15 protein-coding genes and 1 other RNA gene are annotated in these 16,535 nt (G+C 67.7%); 8 read left to right on the forward strand and 8 right to left on the reverse strand.

Annotated features, from left to right (window positions below; translation table 11 throughout):
* Window positions 1-10: 10 nt before the first annotated feature.
* The 3 genes from dnaJ to grpE all read right to left on the reverse strand — a co-directional run bounded on the left by dnaJ (window position 11) and on the right by grpE (window position 3,937).
* Window positions 11-1,162, reverse strand: coding sequence for a molecular chaperone DnaJ (gene dnaJ / locus QLQ83_RS17795; protein WP_278032469.1), 1,152 nt, complete (start codon window positions 1,160-1,162; stop codon window positions 11-13).
* Between the two features lie 92 nt (window positions 1,163-1,254).
* Window positions 1,255-3,183 carry a molecular chaperone DnaK gene (gene dnaK / locus QLQ83_RS17800; protein WP_282736849.1) on the reverse strand — a complete coding sequence of 643 codons (1,929 nt, stop codon included), beginning with the start codon at window positions 3,181-3,183 and terminating at the stop codon, window positions 1,255-1,257.
* Between the two features lie 124 nt (window positions 3,184-3,307).
* Entirely contained in the window at window positions 3,308-3,937 is a 630-nt protein-coding gene (grpE, locus tag QLQ83_RS17805; protein ID WP_282736850.1) for a nucleotide exchange factor GrpE, read from the reverse strand.
* A gap of 267 nt (window positions 3,938-4,204) precedes the next feature.
* On the opposite strand from grpE, the gene recN reads away from it, so the two are divergent.
* Window positions 4,205-5,878: a DNA repair protein RecN gene (gene recN, locus QLQ83_RS17810; protein WP_282736851.1), complete on the forward strand. Its 1,674-nt coding sequence runs from the start codon at window positions 4,205-4,207 to the stop codon at window positions 5,876-5,878.
* Window positions 5,879-5,958: 80 nt separating this feature from the next.
* Here recN and fur read toward each other — a convergent pair whose 3' ends face one another.
* The gene (fur, locus tag QLQ83_RS17815; RefSeq protein ID WP_106232295.1) at window positions 5,959-6,405 is read right to left on the reverse strand and encodes a ferric iron uptake transcriptional regulator; all 447 of its coding nucleotides are present in this window, start codon (window positions 6,403-6,405) and stop codon (window positions 5,959-5,961) included.
* A gap of 72 nt (window positions 6,406-6,477) precedes the next feature.
* Here fur and QLQ83_RS17820 point away from each other — a divergent pair, with 72 nt between their 5' ends.
* Window positions 6,478-6,936, forward strand: coding sequence for an outer membrane protein assembly factor BamE (locus tag QLQ83_RS17820; protein WP_282736852.1), 459 nt, complete (start codon window positions 6,478-6,480; stop codon window positions 6,934-6,936).
* 43 nt (window positions 6,937-6,979) lie between these two features.
* Here the strand turns inward: QLQ83_RS17820 and QLQ83_RS17825 are convergent, their stop codons facing one another.
* Window positions 6,980-7,294: an RnfH family protein gene (locus QLQ83_RS17825; RefSeq protein WP_282736853.1), complete on the reverse strand. Its 315-nt coding sequence runs from the start codon at window positions 7,292-7,294 to the stop codon at window positions 6,980-6,982.
* Complete coding sequence (locus QLQ83_RS17830; RefSeq protein WP_106232298.1) at window positions 7,284-7,718, reverse strand: type II toxin-antitoxin system RatA family toxin; 435 nt, start codon at window positions 7,716-7,718, stop codon at window positions 7,284-7,286. The genes QLQ83_RS17825 and QLQ83_RS17830 overlap by 11 nt, the downstream gene beginning before the upstream one ends.
* 128 nt (window positions 7,719-7,846) lie before the next feature.
* On the opposite strand from QLQ83_RS17830, the gene smpB reads away from it, so the two are divergent.
* From smpB to QLQ83_RS17855, 5 genes are all read left to right on the forward strand, one after another.
* A complete protein-coding gene (gene smpB, locus QLQ83_RS17835) occupies window positions 7,847-8,338 on the forward strand; it encodes an SsrA-binding protein SmpB (protein ID WP_282736854.1) in 492 nt (163 codons plus the stop codon).
* Between the two features lie 40 nt (window positions 8,339-8,378).
* Window positions 8,379-8,758, forward strand: a transfer-messenger RNA (tmRNA) gene (gene ssrA, locus QLQ83_RS17840).
* A 315-nt stretch (window positions 8,759-9,073) separates the two neighbouring features.
* The gene (locus QLQ83_RS17845) at window positions 9,074-10,273 is read left to right on the forward strand and encodes a saccharopine dehydrogenase family protein (protein WP_282736855.1); all 1,200 of its coding nucleotides are present in this window, start codon (window positions 9,074-9,076) and stop codon (window positions 10,271-10,273) included.
* Window positions 10,274-10,280: 7 nt separating this feature from the next.
* Window positions 10,281-11,453, forward strand: a complete 1,173-nt coding sequence (gene nspC, locus QLQ83_RS17850) for a carboxynorspermidine decarboxylase (RefSeq protein ID WP_282736856.1) — start codon at window positions 10,281-10,283, stop codon at window positions 11,451-11,453.
* Window positions 11,454-11,601: 148 nt separating this feature from the next.
* Window positions 11,602-12,894, forward strand: a complete 1,293-nt coding sequence (locus tag QLQ83_RS17855; RefSeq protein WP_282736857.1) for an aspartate kinase — start codon at window positions 11,602-11,604, stop codon at window positions 12,892-12,894.
* Between the two features lie 3 nt (window positions 12,895-12,897).
* Here the strand turns inward: QLQ83_RS17855 and QLQ83_RS17860 are convergent, their stop codons facing one another.
* Window positions 12,898-13,644 carry a sulfite exporter TauE/SafE family protein gene (locus tag QLQ83_RS17860; protein ID WP_282736858.1) on the reverse strand — a complete coding sequence of 249 codons (747 nt, stop codon included), beginning with the start codon at window positions 13,642-13,644 and terminating at the stop codon, window positions 12,898-12,900.
* Between the two features lie 112 nt (window positions 13,645-13,756).
* Window positions 13,757-14,779 carry a type I glyceraldehyde-3-phosphate dehydrogenase gene (gap, locus tag QLQ83_RS17865; protein WP_282736859.1) on the reverse strand — a complete coding sequence of 341 codons (1,023 nt, stop codon included), beginning with the start codon at window positions 14,777-14,779 and terminating at the stop codon, window positions 13,757-13,759.
* Window positions 14,780-15,156: 377 nt separating this feature from the next.
* Between gap and pyk the strand changes: the two genes are divergently transcribed.
* The coding region (gene pyk / locus QLQ83_RS17870; RefSeq protein ID WP_282736860.1) for a pyruvate kinase at window positions 15,157-16,535 on the forward strand (1,379 nt) is incomplete at its 3' end.

Here is a 16,535-nt window from a genome sequence, read left to right on the forward strand (position 1 = left end):
TATTGAAGGTTTACGGCTTCATGTCCTCGAAGAACTTCTTCACGCCATCGAAGAAGCTCGACTTCTTCGGCGAGTGGTGATGGCCGTTGCTGCCGCCCAGGCTGTCCTGGAAGGTTCGCAGCAGGTCCTTCTGCTCCTCGTTGAGCTTGACCGGGGTCTCGACGACGACCTTGCAGAGCAGGTCACCCGGCGGGCCGCCACGCACCGGCTTGACGCCCTTGCCGCGCAGGCGGAACAGCTTGCCGGTCTGGGTCTCAGGCGGGATCTTCAGCTTGACCCGGCCGTCCAGGGTCGGCACCTCCAGCTCACCGCCGAGGGCGGCGTCGACGAAGTTGATCGGCACCTCGCACTGCAGGTGGCGGCCGTCGCGCTCGAAGATGTGGTGCGGCTTGATCGCCACCTGGACGTAGAGGTCCCCGGGCGGGCCCCCGTTGATGCCGGCCTCGCCCTCGCCGTTGAGGCGGATGCGGTCGCCGGTATCCACGCCGGCCGGGATCTTCACCGAGAGGGTGCGGGTCTCGCGCACCCGGCCCTCGCCGTGGCACTTGTGGCACGGCACCTTGATGTGCTGGCCGCTGCCGTGGCAGGTCGGGCAGGTCTGCTGCACGGCGAAGAAGCCCTGCTGCATGCGCACCTGGCCCATGCCGTTACAGGTCGGGCAGGTCTCCTTGCTGGAGCCCGGCTCGGCACCGCCGCCGTCGCAGCGCTCGCACTCGATGTGGCGCGGCACGCGGATGTCCACGCTGGTGCCGGCCACGGCGTCCTCGAGGTCGAGCTCGAGGTTGTAGCGCAGGTCGCTGCCACGCTGCGGCGCATTGGGGTGGCGGCGACCGCCGCCCCCGCCGAAGATGTCGCCGAACACGTCGCCGAAGATGTCGCTGAAGCCGCCGGCCCCGGCACCGCCGAAGCCGCCCCCGCCGAAACCACCGGCCTGCTCGTCGACGCCGGCATGGCCGAACTGGTCATAGGCGGCGCGCTTCTCGCTGTCGCTCAGGACCTCGTAGGCCTCCGAGACCTCGCGAAACTTCTCCGCCGCAGTGTCATCCTCCGGATTGCGGTCCGGGTGGAATTTCTGGGCGAGGCGTCGGTAGGCCTTCTTGATGTCCTTCTGGTCGGCACCGCGCTCGACGCCCAGTACTTCGTAGTAGTCACGCTTGGACATGAGTCTGTCCGCCTCCGTAGGGACTCTGCGGAAACACCAACGCGGGAGTCAGGCCCCCGCGCTGGCGTCATCCGTGGTTAAGATGTCGTGGTTTACTGCTTTTTCTGGTCGTCGTTGACTTCTTCGTACTCGGCGTCGACCACGTCATCTTCCTGCTTGGCGCCAGCCTCGCTGCCGGCCTCGGCGCCCTGGGCAGCCTCGCCCTGCTCGGCGTACATCTTCTGCGCCAGGTTGCCGGAGGCCTCGGTCAGCTTGTCCAGCTTGGCCTGGATGTCGTCCTTGTCGTCGCCCTTGATCGCCTCTTCCAGCTCGGTCGCGGCGCTCTCGATGGCCTGCTTCTCCTCGTCGCTGGCCTTGTCGCCGGCCTCCTCGAGGGTCTTGCGGGCGGCGTGAACCATGCCGTCGGCCTGGTTGCGCAGCTGGACCAGCTCCTCGAACTTCTTGTCCTCGTCGGCATGGGCCTCGGCGTCCTGGACCATCTGCTCGATCTCGTCCTCGGAGAGGCCGCTGGAGGCCTTGATGACGATCGACTGCTCCTTGCCGGTGGCCTTGTCCTTGGCGGACACGTGCAGGATGCCGTTGGCGTCCAGGTCGAAGGCGACCTCGATCTGCGGCACGCCGCGCGGCGCCGGCGGGATGTCGGCCAGGTCGAAGCGGCCCAGCGACTTGTTGCCGCCCGCCTGCTTGCGCTCGCCCTGCAGCACGTGGATGGTCACGGCGGTCTGGTTGTCATCCGCGGTCGAGAAGGTCTGGGTCTTCTTGGTCGGGATGGTGGTGTTCTTCTCGATCAGCGGGGTCATCACGCCGCCCAGGGTCTCGATGCCCAGGGTCAGCGGGGTGACGTCGAGCAGCAGCACGTCCTTGACGTCGCCGCCCAGCACACCGCCCTGGATCGCCGCACCCACGGCCACGGCCTCGTCCGGGTTGACGTCCTTGCGGGCGTCCTTGCCGAAGAAGTCGGCCACGGACTTCTGCACCATGGGCATGCGGGTCTGGCCGCCGACCAGGATGACGTCGTCGATCTCGGAGGCGGACAGGCCGGCATCCTTGAGCGCGGTCTTGCACGGCTCCATGGAGCGCTTGACCAGGTCCTCGACCAGCGATTCCAGCTTGGCGCGGGTCACCTTGACGTTGAGGTGCTTGGGACCGGTGTTGTCGGCCGTGATGTACGGCAGGTTGACGTCGGTCTGCTGGGCGCTGGAGAGCTCGATCTTGGCCTTCTCGGCGGCTTCCTTGAGGCGCTGCATGGCCAGGTTGTCGCCGGAGAGGTCGATGCCGCTGTCGGCCTTGAACTGGTCGACCAGGTAGTTGATCAACTTGAGGTCGAAGTCCTCGCCGCCCAGGAAGGTGTCGCCGTTGGTGGCCAGCACCTCGAACTGGGTCTCGCCGTCGACATCCGCCACCTCGATGATGGAGATGTCGAAGGTGCCGCCGCCCAGGTCGTAGACGGCGATGGTCTTGTCGCCGCGCGCCTTGTCCATGCCGTAGGCCAGGGCCGCCGCGGTCGGCTCGTTGATGATGCGCTTGACCTCGAGGCCGGCGATGCGGCCGGCATCCTTGGTGGCCTGACGCTGGCTGTCGTTGAAGTAGGCCGGCACGGTGATGACCGCCTCGGTGACTTCCTCACCCAGGTAGTCTTCCGCGGTCTTCTTCATCTTCTTCAGCACTTCGGCGCTGACCTGCGGCGGGGCGAGCTTCTTGCCCTTCACTTCCACCCAGGCGTCACCGTTGTCGGCCTCGGAGATGGCGTAGGGCACCATCTTGATGTCCTTCTGGACGACGTCGTCCTTGAAGCGACGGCCGATCAGGCGCTTGATGGCGTACAGGGTGTTCTCGGGGTTGGTCACCGCCTGGCGCTTGGCCGCCTGGCCCACCAGGATCTCGCCGTCTTCGGTGTAGGCGATGATGGAGGGCGTGGTGCGTGCGCCTTCCGCGTTCTCGATCACCTTGGCCTGGTCACCGTCGAGCACGGCGACACAGGAGTTGGTGGTCCCCAGGTCAATACCGATGATGCGTCCCATAGGAAATCCTCGAAATTAGTGCAGTTGAATTCGTCGTCTGCGGCTTTCACCGCGGGGTTGCCGTCTATCTGGGGGCCCTCGAGACCTTTTCAAGACCCGAGGGCCGCTTTTGTATGGCCCGGCCTCAGCCGGCGGCCTGGCTGACCACCACCATGGCCGGGCGTATCAGACGCCCGTTGAGCAGGTAGCCCTTCTGCATCACTTCCATGACGGTGTTGGGCTCCATCTCGGGGTTGGGCACCATGGCCATGGCCTCGTGGTACTGCGGGTCGAAGGGCTCGCCGTGGGGCTCCACCACCTCGACGCCGAACTTGGCCAGCACGTCGTGCTGCATCTTGAGGGTCATGGAGACGCCCTCGCGGTGCGCCTCGCTGGCGCCGTCCTGCATGGCGTCCAGCGCCTTCTCCAGGCTGTCGACCACCGGCAGCAGTTCCTTGACGAACTTCTCGAGGGCGAACTTGCGCGACTTCTCGGCCTCCTGCTCCGCCCGGCGGCGCACGTTCTGCGCCTCGGCGGCGGCACGCATGGCCTGGTCCTTGGCCTCGGCGACGCTCTGCTCGAGCTCCTCGACCCGGGCGGCCAGCACCTCGGCCTCGGGATTGTCCGCAGCCTGGGCCTCGGTGGCGGCCTGCTCGGCGCCCTCGATGGCGTCCTCCAGCTCTCCCTCCACGGTCTCGGGCTCGGCCTGCGGCTCGGCTTCCTGCTCCTCGCGAGCGAGTTCGTCGTCCAGCGGGGTCTGGGGGTCTTTGGCCATGTGGGTCTCCTGAATGGCAATCAGCGGCCAGAAGCCGCTGGCAAGGCATGAATGATGGCTTGAGTGCGTGTCTGCGGGGTATATGGGGCTGGCCGTGGCGAACTCAAGGCGTCATCGGGCGACGACGCCGGACGTGCATTGTGGGCGACCCTTGACTACTGTATAAACACACAACACGTGTATGGATGAACAGTAGTTAAAGACTGCGCAGTTACAGACCCAGGCAGTTACAGACTGAGTATTCCTAGACAGGCCCCGGGAGGCACCATGCTGTCAGAGCTTGCCATTCGCGACTTCGCCATCGTCGACCACCTCGAGCTGGAGCTTTCCGGCGGCATGACCGCCATCACCGGCGAGACGGGGGCCGGCAAGTCCATCCTGCTGGGCGCCCTGGGGCTCTGCCTGGGCGAGCGCGCCGACAGCGCCAGCGTGCGCCATGGCCGCGAGCGCGCCGACCTCAGCGCCCGCTTCGACCTCCAGGCGCTGCCCGCGGCCCGCGCCTGGCTCGAGGCCCGCGAGCTGCCCACGGACGACTGCCTGCTGCGCCGGGTGGTCACCCGGGCCGGGCGCTCCAAGGCCTGGATCAACGGCCAACCGGCCACGGTGGCCGACCTGCGCGCCCTGGGCGAGCACCTCATCGAGATCCATGGCCAGCATGCCCACCAGGCGCTGCTGCACGAGGAGACCCACCTGCGCCTGCTCGACGACTTCGCCGGTCACCGTGAGCAGGTGGCCGGGATGCGCCAGGCCTTCCGCGACTGGCAGGCGACCCGCCGCCGCCTCGAGCGCCTGGCCGAGGACGGCGACGAGATCCGCGCCCGCCGCCAGCTGCTGCGCTACCAGGTCGAGGAACTCGACCAGCTGGCCCTGGCCGAGGACGAGCTCAAGGGGCTCGAGGAGGAGCAGGAAGAGCTGGCCCACGCCGAGGAGCGGCTGCGCGAGGCCCAGTTCGCCGCCGATTGCTGCGACGGCGACGAGGGTGGTGCCCTGTCACTGCTCAACCAGGCGATCCAGCACCTCTCGGCACTGCCGGGCAGCGAGCGGGGCAGCCTGGCCGATACCCTCGCCATGCTCGGCGATGCGCGCATCCAGGTCGAGGAGGCCAGCCGCGAGCTCGGCCATTTCGCCGGCAGCGTCGAACTGGACCCGGAGCGGCTGGCCTGGGTCGAGGCGCGCCTGGGGGAGGTGCATCGCATCGCCCGCAAGCACCATGTGCTGCCCGAGGAGCTCCTCGCCCTGCACCGGCGGCTGGCCGACGAGCTCGAGGGCCTGGAGGGCGGCGACGGCGACCTGGAGGCGCTGGCCGCCGAGGCCGAGACCCTGAAGCGCCGCTGGCAGGAACAGGCCACCGTGATCTCCCGGGCCCGCCAGCAGGCCGCCCGCCGCTTCGGCGAGGCCGTGCAGGAGCAGCTGGCCTTCCTGGCCATGGACAAGGCGACCTTCGAGGTCGAGCTGGCGGCCCGCGAGACCCCGGCCGCCGAGGGGCTAGAGATCGCTCGCATGCTGATCAGCGCCAACCCTGGCCAGCCGGCCCGGCCGCTGGCCAAGGTCGCCTCCGGCGGCGAGCTCTCGCGCATCAGCCTGGCGATCCAGGTGGTGGCGGCCCAGCACTCGACCATCGCCAGCCTGGTGTTCGACGAGGTGGACGTGGGCGTCTCCGGCGCCACCGCCGAGATCGTCGGCCAGCTGCTGCGCCGGCTCGGCCACAACGGCCAGGTGATGACCGTGACCCACCTGCCCCAGGTCGCCGCCCAAGCGCACCACCACCTGCACATCGAGAAGCAGGCCGGCGAGGCCTCCACCCTGACCCGCATGGCGCTGCTCGACGAGGCCGGCCGGGTCGGCGAGCTGGCCCGCATGCTGGGCGGGGTGAACCTCTCCGACCGCACCCTGGCCCATGCCCGAGAGATGCTCGACGCCAGCCAGCGCGCCCACCACTGAGCGCCCGGCCCTGACGCAACGCGGCCCCGATCCGAGGATCGGGGCCGCGTTCGTGTCCTGGCGGGTTCAGCGGGGCGAGGTCACTTCTTCTGGATGCCTTCCTGGCGGGTCGCCCGGGAGCCGCGGGGTCTCACGTAGAGCACCAGCGCATGGTCGACCAGCTCGAAGCCGTGTTCCTCGGCGATCTCCTGCTGGCGACGCTCGATGGTCTCGTCGAAGAACTCGATGATCTCGCCGCTCTCCAGGCACACCATGTGGTCGTGGTGTTCCTCCTGGGAGAGCTCGAAGACCGCATGACCGCCATCGAAGTTGTGGCGGATCACCAGGCCGGCGGACTCGAACTGGGTCAGCACGCGATAGACGGTGGCCAGGCCCACGTCCTCGCCCGCATCCAGCAGGGTCTTGTAGACGTCCTCGGCACTCAGGTGGTGCTGCTCGGAGGCATTCTCGAGGATCTGCAGGATCTTGACGCGCGGCAGGGTCACTTTGAGACCGGCCTTGCGCAATTCATGGTTCTGGTCGGCCATGGTCGCTCTTCGCAGTATCGGGTAGGGTCGGTTATGATCGACCGAATCCACGATAGTGAAGAACAGGCGCAAATGCAAAAGCTGACCAGAATCGTCACCCTTTCCGTCGCCCTGCTGATGATCAGCGGTTGCAGCTATTTCGGCGTGTACAAGCGCGACCTGCCCCAGGGCAACCTGGTGACCGAGGCCATGGTCGAGCAGCTGCAGCCGGGCATGAGCCGGCAGCAGGTGGTCGACCTGATGGGCAGCCCCCTGCTCGAGGCCCCCTTCGATGCCAGCCAGTGGGACTATGTCTATCGCCTCGACGAGGCCTATGGCGGCGTGGAGCAGCGCCGGGTCACCCTGACCTTCCAGGGCGAGCGCCTGGCCGGCATCGAGCGCGAGGGCAATATCTCCGGCGACATCCAGCTGCCCGATGACCAGGGGGCCGGCCCCAGCGTCGAGGGCAGCGGCCCCGCCACCCAGCCGACCACACCGGACGGCGGCGTCACCACGCCCCAGGGCGGCGAGACGTCGGCCGACAGCCTCTGAGCCCGTCCCCGCCCCGCCTGGCGCCCCGGTAACCGCCGGGGCGTCAGCGTTTCTCGTGGGCGGCCCGCGCGCTGCGCGCCGCCTTGGGATCGAGCTGCAGCGGGCGATAGACCTCGACCCGATCGCCGGCGCGCAGCCGCACCGCGTCCGGGTCGCGCAGCCGCTTGCCGAAGATGCCCAGGTCGGCCTCACGGAAGGTCGTCGGGGGCAGCTCGGGAAACGCCTCCGCCAACCCTGCCATCGCCACCGCCTGGCGCGCCGTGGTGCCCTCTGGCACCGCGAGCGAAATGATCCGCTGCCGCTCGGGCAGCGCGAAGGCCACCTCGACATCGAGCATGGCGGGCGTGCTAGCGACCATAGAGGTTGTCCGCCCGGCGGGTGAAGGAGTCCACCAGCTGGCCGGCCACCTGCTGGAAGAGCTTGCCGAAGGCCATGCCCAGCAGGCGGTTGGCGAACTCGAACTCCAGCTCGAGGCTCACCTTGCAGGCCCGCTCGCCCATGGGCAGGAACAGCCAGCGCCCCCGCAGGCGCTTGAAGGGGCCGCTGACCAGCGACATCTCGATGCGCTCGGGCTCGATCAGGTCGTTGCGGGTGGTGAAGCTCTGCTCGATCCCGGCCCGCCCCAGCGTCATCTCCCCGATCAGGTGCGAGTCATCGCGCTCGAGCAGGCGCGCACGCCGGCACCCGGGCAGGAACTCCGGATAGCGCTCGAAGTCGTTGACCAGGTCGAACATGTCCTTGGGGGTGTGCCGCACCATGGCGGACCGATTGACCGTTGGCATTGAGCTCTCCGCTGACTTCACAGTGCCCAGGGCGTATCATGAGCGGTTATTTCAGGCCTTGAATGGTACCACGCTTCCCCCCACATCGAAGGGGCAGCGCCACCGGCAGATACAGGACACGAGGTTTCATGGCCAACAAGAAAGGCAAGAGCAAGGGGCCCGGCAACAACGTCATCGCCCAGAACAAGAAGGCTCGCTTCGAGTACCACATCGACGAGACCTTCGAGGCCGGCCTGGTGCTGGCCGGCTGGGAAGTGAAGAGCCTGCGGGCCGGCAAGGCGCAGCTCACCGACACCTATATCCTGGTCAAGAACGGCGAGGCCTGGCTGCTGGGCAGCCATGTCATGCCGCTCAACACCGCCAGCACCCATGAGGTGGCGGATCCCACGCGCACCCGCAAGCTGCTGCTGCATCGCAAGGAGATTGCCAAGATCTTCTCGCGCACCCAGGAGAAGGGCCATACCTGTGTGCCGCTCAAGCTCTACTGGAAGAACAACCGGGTCAAGTGCGAGCTGGCCCTGGTAACCGGCAAGAAGCTGCACGACAAGCGGGCCACCGAGAAGGACCGCGACTGGCAGCGCCAGAAGGGTCGCATCATGCGGGAACAAACCAAGGCCTGAGGTGTCACAGAACTGCACATCCTGTTAGGATGCGCATTACGGGGGCGACACGGTTTCGACGCCGGTGACAATCCCTGAGGTGCATGCCGAGAGCGTGATGTATCTCGTAAATACAACATCACGATTGAATAGTCGCAAACGACGACAACTACGCTCAGGGCGCGCTGGCAGCTTAAACGCCGCTAGCTTCTAGCCCGGCCCCGAAGTGATGTGCCCATTCATCACGGAGGGGATACGAGCGACGACTGATGGGATCGCGATCGGTGGTGTCCTCTCGCCGGTCGTTAAAACTCAGAGGAATCGCGTGGCTGGATCCTGCTCGTCGGAGCCAGTCGCGTTAAATCAAAAGACGAAACTAAGCATGTAGAGCCAATGGGTGAGTGCCGGCGGACGCGGGTTCAATTCCCGCCGCCTCCACCAAACAGTCGACGAATCAAGCGCCTACGGGCGCTTTTTTCGTTTCCGCCCAACCGGTCCTGCCTCGCCCGCCCGTCGACCTGCACATGGCTCGTGAAACGGCCCATCTCGGCCCCGACTTTCGTATTAGCCTTGACGTGAAAACCTCTTGCGACCAGCCTCAGGGGGCGCCATTATCAGCGCCCACTCGCCGGCCCATGCGACCGGCCAGGCGAGAGTGAGACCGGGGTGGCATCGGGTCCGGACGCGCCAAGGCGCTCCAATTACCGATAAGACCCTACCATTGTTGATATTTTCCCGATCTGGATTCGAACCCCCATGAGCAAAGTCCTGATTATCGGCGCCGGCGGCGTCGGCGGTGTCGTCACCCACAAGTGCGCCCAGCATCCCGAAGTGTTCAGCGAGATCTGCCTGGCCAGCCGCAACCAGGCCAAGTGCCGCGCCATCGCGGCCCAGCTGGAGCGCCCCATCCAGACCGCCGAGGTCGATGCCGACGACGTCGAGGCACTGGTCGCGCTGATCGAGTCGTTCCAGCCCGACGTGCTGATCCACGTGGCCCTGCCCTATCAGGACCTGACCATCATGGAGGCCTGCCTGCGCACCGGCGTGCCCTACCTGGACACCGCCAACTACGAGCACCCGGACGAGGCCAAGTTCGAGTACAAGGAGCAGTGGGCCTTCCAGGAGCGCTACGCCAAGGCCGGCAACATGGCCACCCTGGGCTGCGGCTTCGACCCGGGCATGACCAACATCTACTGCGCCTGGGGCCAGAAGAACCTGTTCGACGAGATCCACCGCATCGACATCCTGGATGCCAACGGCGGCGACCACGGCTATCCGTTCGCCACCAACTTCAATCCCGAGATCAACATCCGCGAGATCACCGCCAACGGCCGCTACTGGGAAGAGGGCGAGTGGAAGGAAACCGCGCCGCTGGCCGAGAAGCGTACCTTCGACTTCGACGGCATCGGCGAGAAGGACCTCTACCTGCTCTACCACGAGGAGCTCGAGTCCCTCAGCCAGAACATCAAGGGCCTGAAGCGCATCCGCTTCTGGATGACCTTCTCCGAGAAGTACATCACCCACCTCAAGGTGCTCGAGAGCGTCGGCATGACCAGCATCGAGCCGATCGAGTTCGAGGGCCGCGAGATCACGCCGCTGCAGTTCCTCAAGGCGGTGCTGCCGGACCCGGCCTCGCTCGGCCCGCGCACCAAGGGCAAGACCAACATCGGCGTGATCCTCGACGGCATCAAGGACGGCAAGCGACGCAAGGTGCACATCTACAACATCTGCGACCACGAGAAGTGCTACGCCGAGGTGCAGTCCCAGGCGATCTCCTACACCACCGGCGTCCCGGCGGTCACCGGCGCCATGCTGATGCTTGAGGGCCTGTGGAAGGGCGACGGCGTGTTCAACGTCGAGCAGCTCGACCCGGACCCCTTCATGGAGCGTATCGGTGACATGGGCCTGCCCTGGCAGATGGTCGAGCTCGACCCCGATGCCGACCCGCTGGCCTGAGCACGACATGAGCCAGATCGCCTATCCGTTCGATGCTTACCCCTTCGACATTGGGGCCTGTCCGTCGCCCGCCTACGTGGTGGACGACGCCTTGCTGCGCCGTAACCTGGAGCTGCTGCGGCGGGTCCAGGAGCAGAGCGGCGCGCGCATCCTGCTGGCGCTGAAGGGCTTCGCCATGTGGGACACCTTTCCGCTGGTCCGCCAGTACCTGGTGGGCACCACGGCGAGCGGCCAGGACGAGGCGCAGTTGGGTGACGAGACCTTCGGCGGTGAGGTCCACTGCTACTCGCCGGCCTTCAGCGAGGCGGAGATGGCGGTGGTGCTGCAGTATGCGGACCACCTCAGCTTCAATTCCCCGGCCCAGTGGCAGCGCTTCCGCGAGCTGGTGGCCCAGGCGCCGCGGCGGGTCTCCTGTGGCCTGCGGGTCAACCCGGAGTACTCCGAGGGCAAGGTGGCGCTCTACGACCCCTGCGCCCCCGGCTCACGGCTGGGCACCCGGGCCGTGGACCTGGAGGGCGTGGACCTCGCCGGCCTGGAGGGCCTGCATTTCCACACCCTGTGCGAGCAGAACAGCGACGCCCTGGAGCACACCCTGGCCGCCTTCGAGGAGCGCTTCGGTCGGCATCTCGCCGGCAGGAAGTGGGTGAACTTCGGCGGCGGCCACCACATCACCCGCGAGGATTATGACGTGGAGCGGCTGGTGCGGCTGGTTCGCGACTTCAAGGCACGCCACCCGCACCTCGAGGTCTACCTGGAGCCCGGCGAGGCGATCGCGCTCAACACCGGGTACCTAGTGTGCAGCGTGCTGGACATCGTCGAGAACGACGGCGCCATCGCCATCCTCGACACCTCGGCCACGGCGCACATGCCCGACGTGCTGGAGATGCCCTACCGGCCCGAGATCATCGGCGCCGGCGAGCCCGGCGAGAAGGCCCATACCTATCGGCTGGGCGGGCTGACCTGTCTGGCCGGCGACGTGGTGGGCGAGTACAGCTTCGACACCCCGCTTGCGATCGGCGACCGCCTGGTGTTCACCGACATGGCCCACTACACCATGGTGAAGACCACCACCTTCAACGGCATGCGCCTGCCGTCGATCTGCCGGATCGACGAGGCCAGCCGCGAGGTGCGCACGGTGAAGCGCTTCGGCTATGAGGACTACCGGCAGCGGCTGAGCTGACGCCCACCAAGGACCCGACAGGCACTACACGACAGGCACCCGAGGGTGCCTGTTCTGGTCGTGTCGCCGGCCGACCACGCCCTTTCCCCGGGCGGCGATTTCACGCAAGGTAGCAGCAGTCACCACAGTGAACGGCGGGAGGATTCGGATGACCCAGGTCTTCAAGTTCGGCGGTGCCTCGATCCAGGACGCCGCGGCCATCCGTCGACTGGGCGAGCTGCTGGCCCGGTTCCGGTCACGTCCCCTGATCGTGGTGGTCTCGGCCATGGGCAAGACCACCAATGCCCTGGAGGCGCTGCTGGCCGCGGCACGGGAGGGCGAGGCGGATGACTATCGCGACCGCCTCGAGACCCTGCGCCGCGACCACCTGGCCGCGGTGGAGAGCCTGTTCGGCGCCAGGACCGGCCCCGTGGCCGAGCGGGTCGAGGCGCTGATCACCGAGCTCGACCGCCGCCATCGCCGCCATGCGGGCCGCGAGCGCCCCTTCCACTATGACCAGACCGTCTGCTTCGGCGAGTTGCTCTCCACCACCATCGTCAGCGCCTGGCTGGAGGAGGCCGGCATGGCGACCGAGTGGCTCGATGCCCGGGAGCTGGTGGTCACCGACGACTGCCACCAGGCGGCCAACGTCGACTGGCAGGCCACCGCCGAGAAGGTGCGCGGCCTGGCGGCAGACGACAGGATCCGGGTCACCCAGGGCTTCATCGGCGGCACCGCCGAGGGCATCTCGACCACCCTGGGCCGCGAGGGCTCCGACTACAGCGCGGCGATCCTCGCCCACTGCCTCGAGGCGGAGGAGGTCACCATCTGGAAGGACGTGCCGGGGCTCTTCAATGCCGACCCGCGACGCTTCGACAACGCGGTGCAGCTCGAGCGGATCTCCTACCGCGAGGCCATCGAGCTGGCCTGGCACGGTGCCAAGGTGATCCACCCCAAGACCCTGGGGCCGCTGCAGCAGAAGGCGATCCCGCTGACGGTACGCTCCTTCCAGGACCTCGAGGCGCCGCCCAGCACCATCGGCCGGGACACCCGGTTCGACACCCAGACGCCCTCCCTGGTCCTGCGCGAAGCGCAGACGCTGCTGGAGGTCCGCCCCCGGGACTTCGCCTTCATGGACGAGGCCCGCCAGCACGACATCCTCGGCCGACTGGTGGAGGCCGGGCTGCATGCCGGTCTGGTCGACACCGGGGCCATGCGCCTCTCGCTCTGCCTGGATGGCCATCCCGAGCGCCTCGAGCCGCTGGTCGCGTCGCTGTGTGCCGACTATGCGGTGGAGCGCCGGGACGACCTGACCCTGCTCACCGTGCGCCATGCCGACGACGCGTTACTGGCGGCCCTGGGTGCCGGACGCGACAGCCTCGCCGAACGGCGCAACGCCGATACCGCCCAGCGGCTCTTTCCCGGCAGCCAGTGCCGGGGGACCTGGCATATCCCGACCTGAGGCTTAGCCCAGCGCCCGGACCAGCAGCTGCAGGCCGACGATGGCCATGGCCAGGATCACCAGCCGGTAGAAGAGGCGTTCGCTGACCCGGTGCTGCAGCCACAGGCCACTGCGCACCCCGGCCCAGGCCACCGGCACCAGCACCAGCGAGGCCCCGGCGCTGGTCAGGTTGATCTCGCCGAGCCACAGGTAGGGCGGCAACTTCATCAGGTTGACCGCGGCGAAGAGGATCGCGCTGGTGGCGATGAAGGCCTCCTTGCTCAGCCGCCGGGGAACCAGGTAGAGGTTGAGCGGCGGTGCCCCGGCATGGGCCAGGAAGCTGGTGAAGCCGCAGCCGACCCCGGCCGGCAGCGCCCAGCGGGTCGAGAGGGGACGCCCCACGCTGGGCTTGAGCAGCATGTAGGCGGCGAACAGCAGGGAGATCACGCCGAGCAGCAGGCGCACGCCATCCTCGTCCAGGCGACCGATCAACAGGGTGCCGATGACCACCCCGATGGCCAGCCCAGGGAGCACGCGGCGCACCTCGGCGCGGTCGTGATGCCCCCACCAGGCCTTCACCGTGAAGGCATCCATCACCAGCAGCAGCGGCAACAGCAGCCCGGCCGCCTCGACGGGGCCGATGGCGAGCGCCATCAGCGGCACCGAGAGGGTGCCGAAGCCGCCGGCGAATCCCCCCTTGGAGACACCGGTCAGGTAGGTGGACACCACGATGAGGGTCCAGGCCAGCCAGGAGTAGTCGGGGAGCGACATGGGCCTTCCTTGGGTTTCATCCATCCGTGAACGAGACGACGCCGGGCCACGGTGGTGGCCCGGCGTCATGATACCGCACGGCGCGGGGGTGGCCGTCAGGGACGGCCGGGTATCAGGCGGCGTCGCGCTTGCGTCCGGCGGCCGCGTGCATGGCCAGGGCGGTATCCAGCATGCGGTTGGAGAAGCCCCACTCGTTGTCGTACCAGGCCATCACCTTGACCAGGCGACCGTTCACCCGGGTGTGGTTGGCATCGAAGGTCGAGGAGTGGGCATCGTGGTTGAAGTCGATGGAGACCAGCGGCTGGGCGTTGACCGCCAGCACCGGGGAGGCCTCGGCGGCGCTGGCCACGATCTCGTTGATCTCTTCCCTGGTGGTCTCGCGACCGGCGGTGAACACCAGGTCGACCAGCGAGACGTTGATCACCGGAACGCGCACGGCCAGGCCGTCGAACTTGCCCTTGAGCGCCGGCAGCACCAGGCCCACCGCGGCGGCGGCGCCGGTCTTGGTGGGGATCATCGAGTGGGTCGCGCTGCGCGCCCGGTAGGGATCCTTGTGATAGACGTCGGAGAGGTTCTGGTCATTGGTGTAGGCGTGCACCGTGGTCATCAGGCCGTTCTCGATGCCCACCGCCTCGTGGAGCGCCTGGGCCACCGGGGCCAGGCAGTTGGTGGTGCAGGAGGCGTTGGAGACCACCTTGTGTTCGGGCGTAAGCACGTCCTCGTTGACGCCGTACACCACGGTGGCGTCGGCATCGGGGCTCGGCGCCGAGATCAGCACACGCTCGGCGCCGGCCGCGAGGTGCTTGGCGGCGGCCTCGCGCTTGGTGAACAGGCCGGTGCACTCCATCACCAGGTCCACGCCCAGGGCCGCCCAGGGCAGCGCCGCCGGGTCCCGCTCGGAGAGGATGGCGATGCGCTGGCCATCCACGGTCATGCTCTCCTCGTCGTGCTCGACGGCGAAGGGGAAGTGACCGTGCACGGTGTCATGGCGCAGCAGATGCGCATTCAGCGACGGGTCGCCGAGGTCGTTGATGGCGACCACCTGCACGCGGTTGCGATAGCCGTTCTCGTACAGGGCACGCAGCACGTTGCGACCAATGCGGCCGAAACCGTTGATGGCGATCTTGAGCGTCATGGCGTTGTTCTCCTCGGTCCAGTAGCGTTCTATGGGTCGTGGCGGAGCCGCTGGGCAAGAGAGTCCTGGCGGGCGCCCGGCTCGCGTCGTGCCTGCGCGATCTTCATCCCTGCGCGGTGGGCCACGTGTCATCTGCCCCATAATGTGGACCAGTCCTGGCCAGGGCTCAAGCACTTTTTAGTAACTTTACAACATATAGAATTTCACTCTGACGCCGGAACACCACTAATATCCCGCACATCGGATAGCCAAACCTCGCAGAATGGCCCGTCATTGGGGCCTGCGGGAAGGCTCAAAATAGACCACAATGTAGTAAACTTACCTTGAAGGCGTTATCGTGAACGGATAACAACCCGCGTCCACCGGAGGAGCACGACATGTCGACCACCCCACTGCACACCCCCATCCGTCGCACCAAGATCGTCGCCACCCTGGGCCCGGCCAGCGACCGGGAGGGGGTCCTCGAGGCGATGCTCGAGGCCGGCGTCGACGTGGTGCGCCTCAACTTCTCCCACGGCAGCCCCGATGACCACCGCCGCCGCCTCGAACGGGTCCGCGCCATCGCCGACCGCCTGGGGCGCAGCGTCGCCGCCCTGGGCGACCTCCAGGGCCCCAAGATCCGCATCGCCCGCTTCAAGGCGGGCGCCGTGGAGCTCGAGGAGGGGCAGTCCTTCATCCTCGACATGGGCCTGGGCAGCGACCAGGGCGACGAGACCCGCGTCGGCTGCGACTACAAGACCCTGGCCGACGACGTCGGCCCCGGCGACCGCCTGCTGCTCGACGACGGCCGGGTGGTGCTCGACGTCAACCGGGTCGCCGACCACCTGATCCACACCAGCGTGGTGGTAGGCGGCACGCTCTCCAACAACAAGGGCATCAACAAGCAGGGCGGCGGCCTCTCGGCCCCGGCCCTCACCGAGAAGGACAAGGCCGACCTGGAGACCGCCGTGGCGATCGGCGTCGACTACCTGGCGATCTCCTTCCCGCGCAGCGCCGCCGACATGGTCGAGGCTCGCAAGCGGCTCGGCGAGGCCGGCCGCGAGATCGGCCTGGTGGCCAAGCTGGAGCGCGCCGAGGCGGTAGCTGACGACGCCACGCTGGACGCCATCATCCGCGCCAGCGAGGCGGTGATGGTGGCGCGCGGCGACCTGGGCGTGGAGATCGGCGACGCCGCGTTGATCGGCACCCAGAAGCGCATCATCAAGCACGCCCGCACGCTGAACCGCGCGGTGATCACCGCCACCCAGATGATGGAGTCGATGATCGAGTCGCCGCTGCCCACCCGGGCCGAGGTGTTCGACGTGGCCAATGCGGTGCTCGACGGCACCGATGCGGTGATGCTCTCCGCCGAGACCGCCGCCGGCGACTTCCCGGTGGAGACCGTCGCGGCCATGGACCGGGTCTGCCTGGGCGCCGAGCGCGAGCGGCGCATCCAGGAGTCCGGCCACCGCATCCACGAGGGCTTCAGCCAGGTCGACGAGACCATCGCGCTCTCCGCCATGTACGCCGCCAACCACCTCGCCGGGGTGGCCGCCATCGCCTGCATGACCGCCTCCGGCTACACACCGCTGATCGCCTCGCGGATCAGCTCGGGGCTGCCCATTGTCGGCCTGGCCCACAACCCGGTGGCCCAGCGGCGCATGGCGCTCTATCGCGGGGTGGTCTCGCTGCCCTTCGACACCAGCGAGATGTCGGCCGCCGAGCTCAACGACCGGGCGCTGCAGCGGCTGGTGGAGCAGGGCATCGCCGAGCCCGG

It is taken from the genome of Halomonas rhizosphaerae (assembly GCF_030010555.1).
Lineage (GTDB): Bacteria > Pseudomonadota > Gammaproteobacteria > Pseudomonadales > Halomonadaceae > Halomonas > Halomonas rhizosphaerae.

What these genes read in the sequence shown, in the direction of transcription:
- QLQ83_RS17845 (WP_282736855.1), top strand. Translation starts at nt 9,074, where the DNA reads ATGAGCAAAGTCCTGATTATCGGCGCCGGCGGCGTCGGCGGTGTCGTC.
- gap (WP_282736859.1), bottom strand. Translation starts at nt 14,779, where the DNA reads ATGACGCTCAAGATCGCCATCAACGGTTTCGGCCGCATTGGTCGCAAC.
- dnaK (WP_282736849.1), bottom strand. Translation starts at nt 3,183, where the DNA reads ATGGGACGCATCATCGGTATTGACCTGGGGACCACCAACTCCTGTGTC.
- QLQ83_RS17855 (WP_282736857.1), top strand. Translation starts at nt 11,602, where the DNA reads ATGACCCAGGTCTTCAAGTTCGGCGGTGCCTCGATCCAGGACGCCGCG.
- dnaJ (WP_278032469.1), bottom strand. Translation starts at nt 1,162, where the DNA reads ATGTCCAAGCGTGACTACTACGAAGTACTGGGCGTCGAGCGCGGTGCC.
- QLQ83_RS17825 (WP_282736853.1), bottom strand. Translation starts at nt 7,294, where the DNA reads ATGGTCGCTAGCACGCCCGCCATGCTCGATGTCGAGGTGGCCTTCGCG.
- nspC (WP_282736856.1), top strand. Translation starts at nt 10,281, where the DNA reads ATGAGCCAGATCGCCTATCCGTTCGATGCTTACCCCTTCGACATTGGG.
- smpB (WP_282736854.1), top strand. Translation starts at nt 7,847, where the DNA reads ATGGCCAACAAGAAAGGCAAGAGCAAGGGGCCCGGCAACAACGTCATC.
- QLQ83_RS17860 (WP_282736858.1), bottom strand. Translation starts at nt 13,644, where the DNA reads ATGTCGCTCCCCGACTACTCCTGGCTGGCCTGGACCCTCATCGTGGTG.
- fur (WP_106232295.1), bottom strand. Translation starts at nt 6,405, where the DNA reads ATGGCCGACCAGAACCATGAATTGCGCAAGGCCGGTCTCAAAGTGACC.
- grpE (WP_282736850.1), bottom strand. Translation starts at nt 3,937, where the DNA reads ATGGCCAAAGACCCCCAGACCCCGCTGGACGACGAACTCGCTCGCGAG.
- QLQ83_RS17830 (WP_106232298.1), bottom strand. Translation starts at nt 7,718, where the DNA reads ATGCCAACGGTCAATCGGTCCGCCATGGTGCGGCACACCCCCAAGGAC.
- recN (WP_282736851.1), top strand. Translation starts at nt 4,205, where the DNA reads ATGCTGTCAGAGCTTGCCATTCGCGACTTCGCCATCGTCGACCACCTC.
- QLQ83_RS17820 (WP_282736852.1), top strand. Translation starts at nt 6,478, where the DNA reads ATGCAAAAGCTGACCAGAATCGTCACCCTTTCCGTCGCCCTGCTGATG.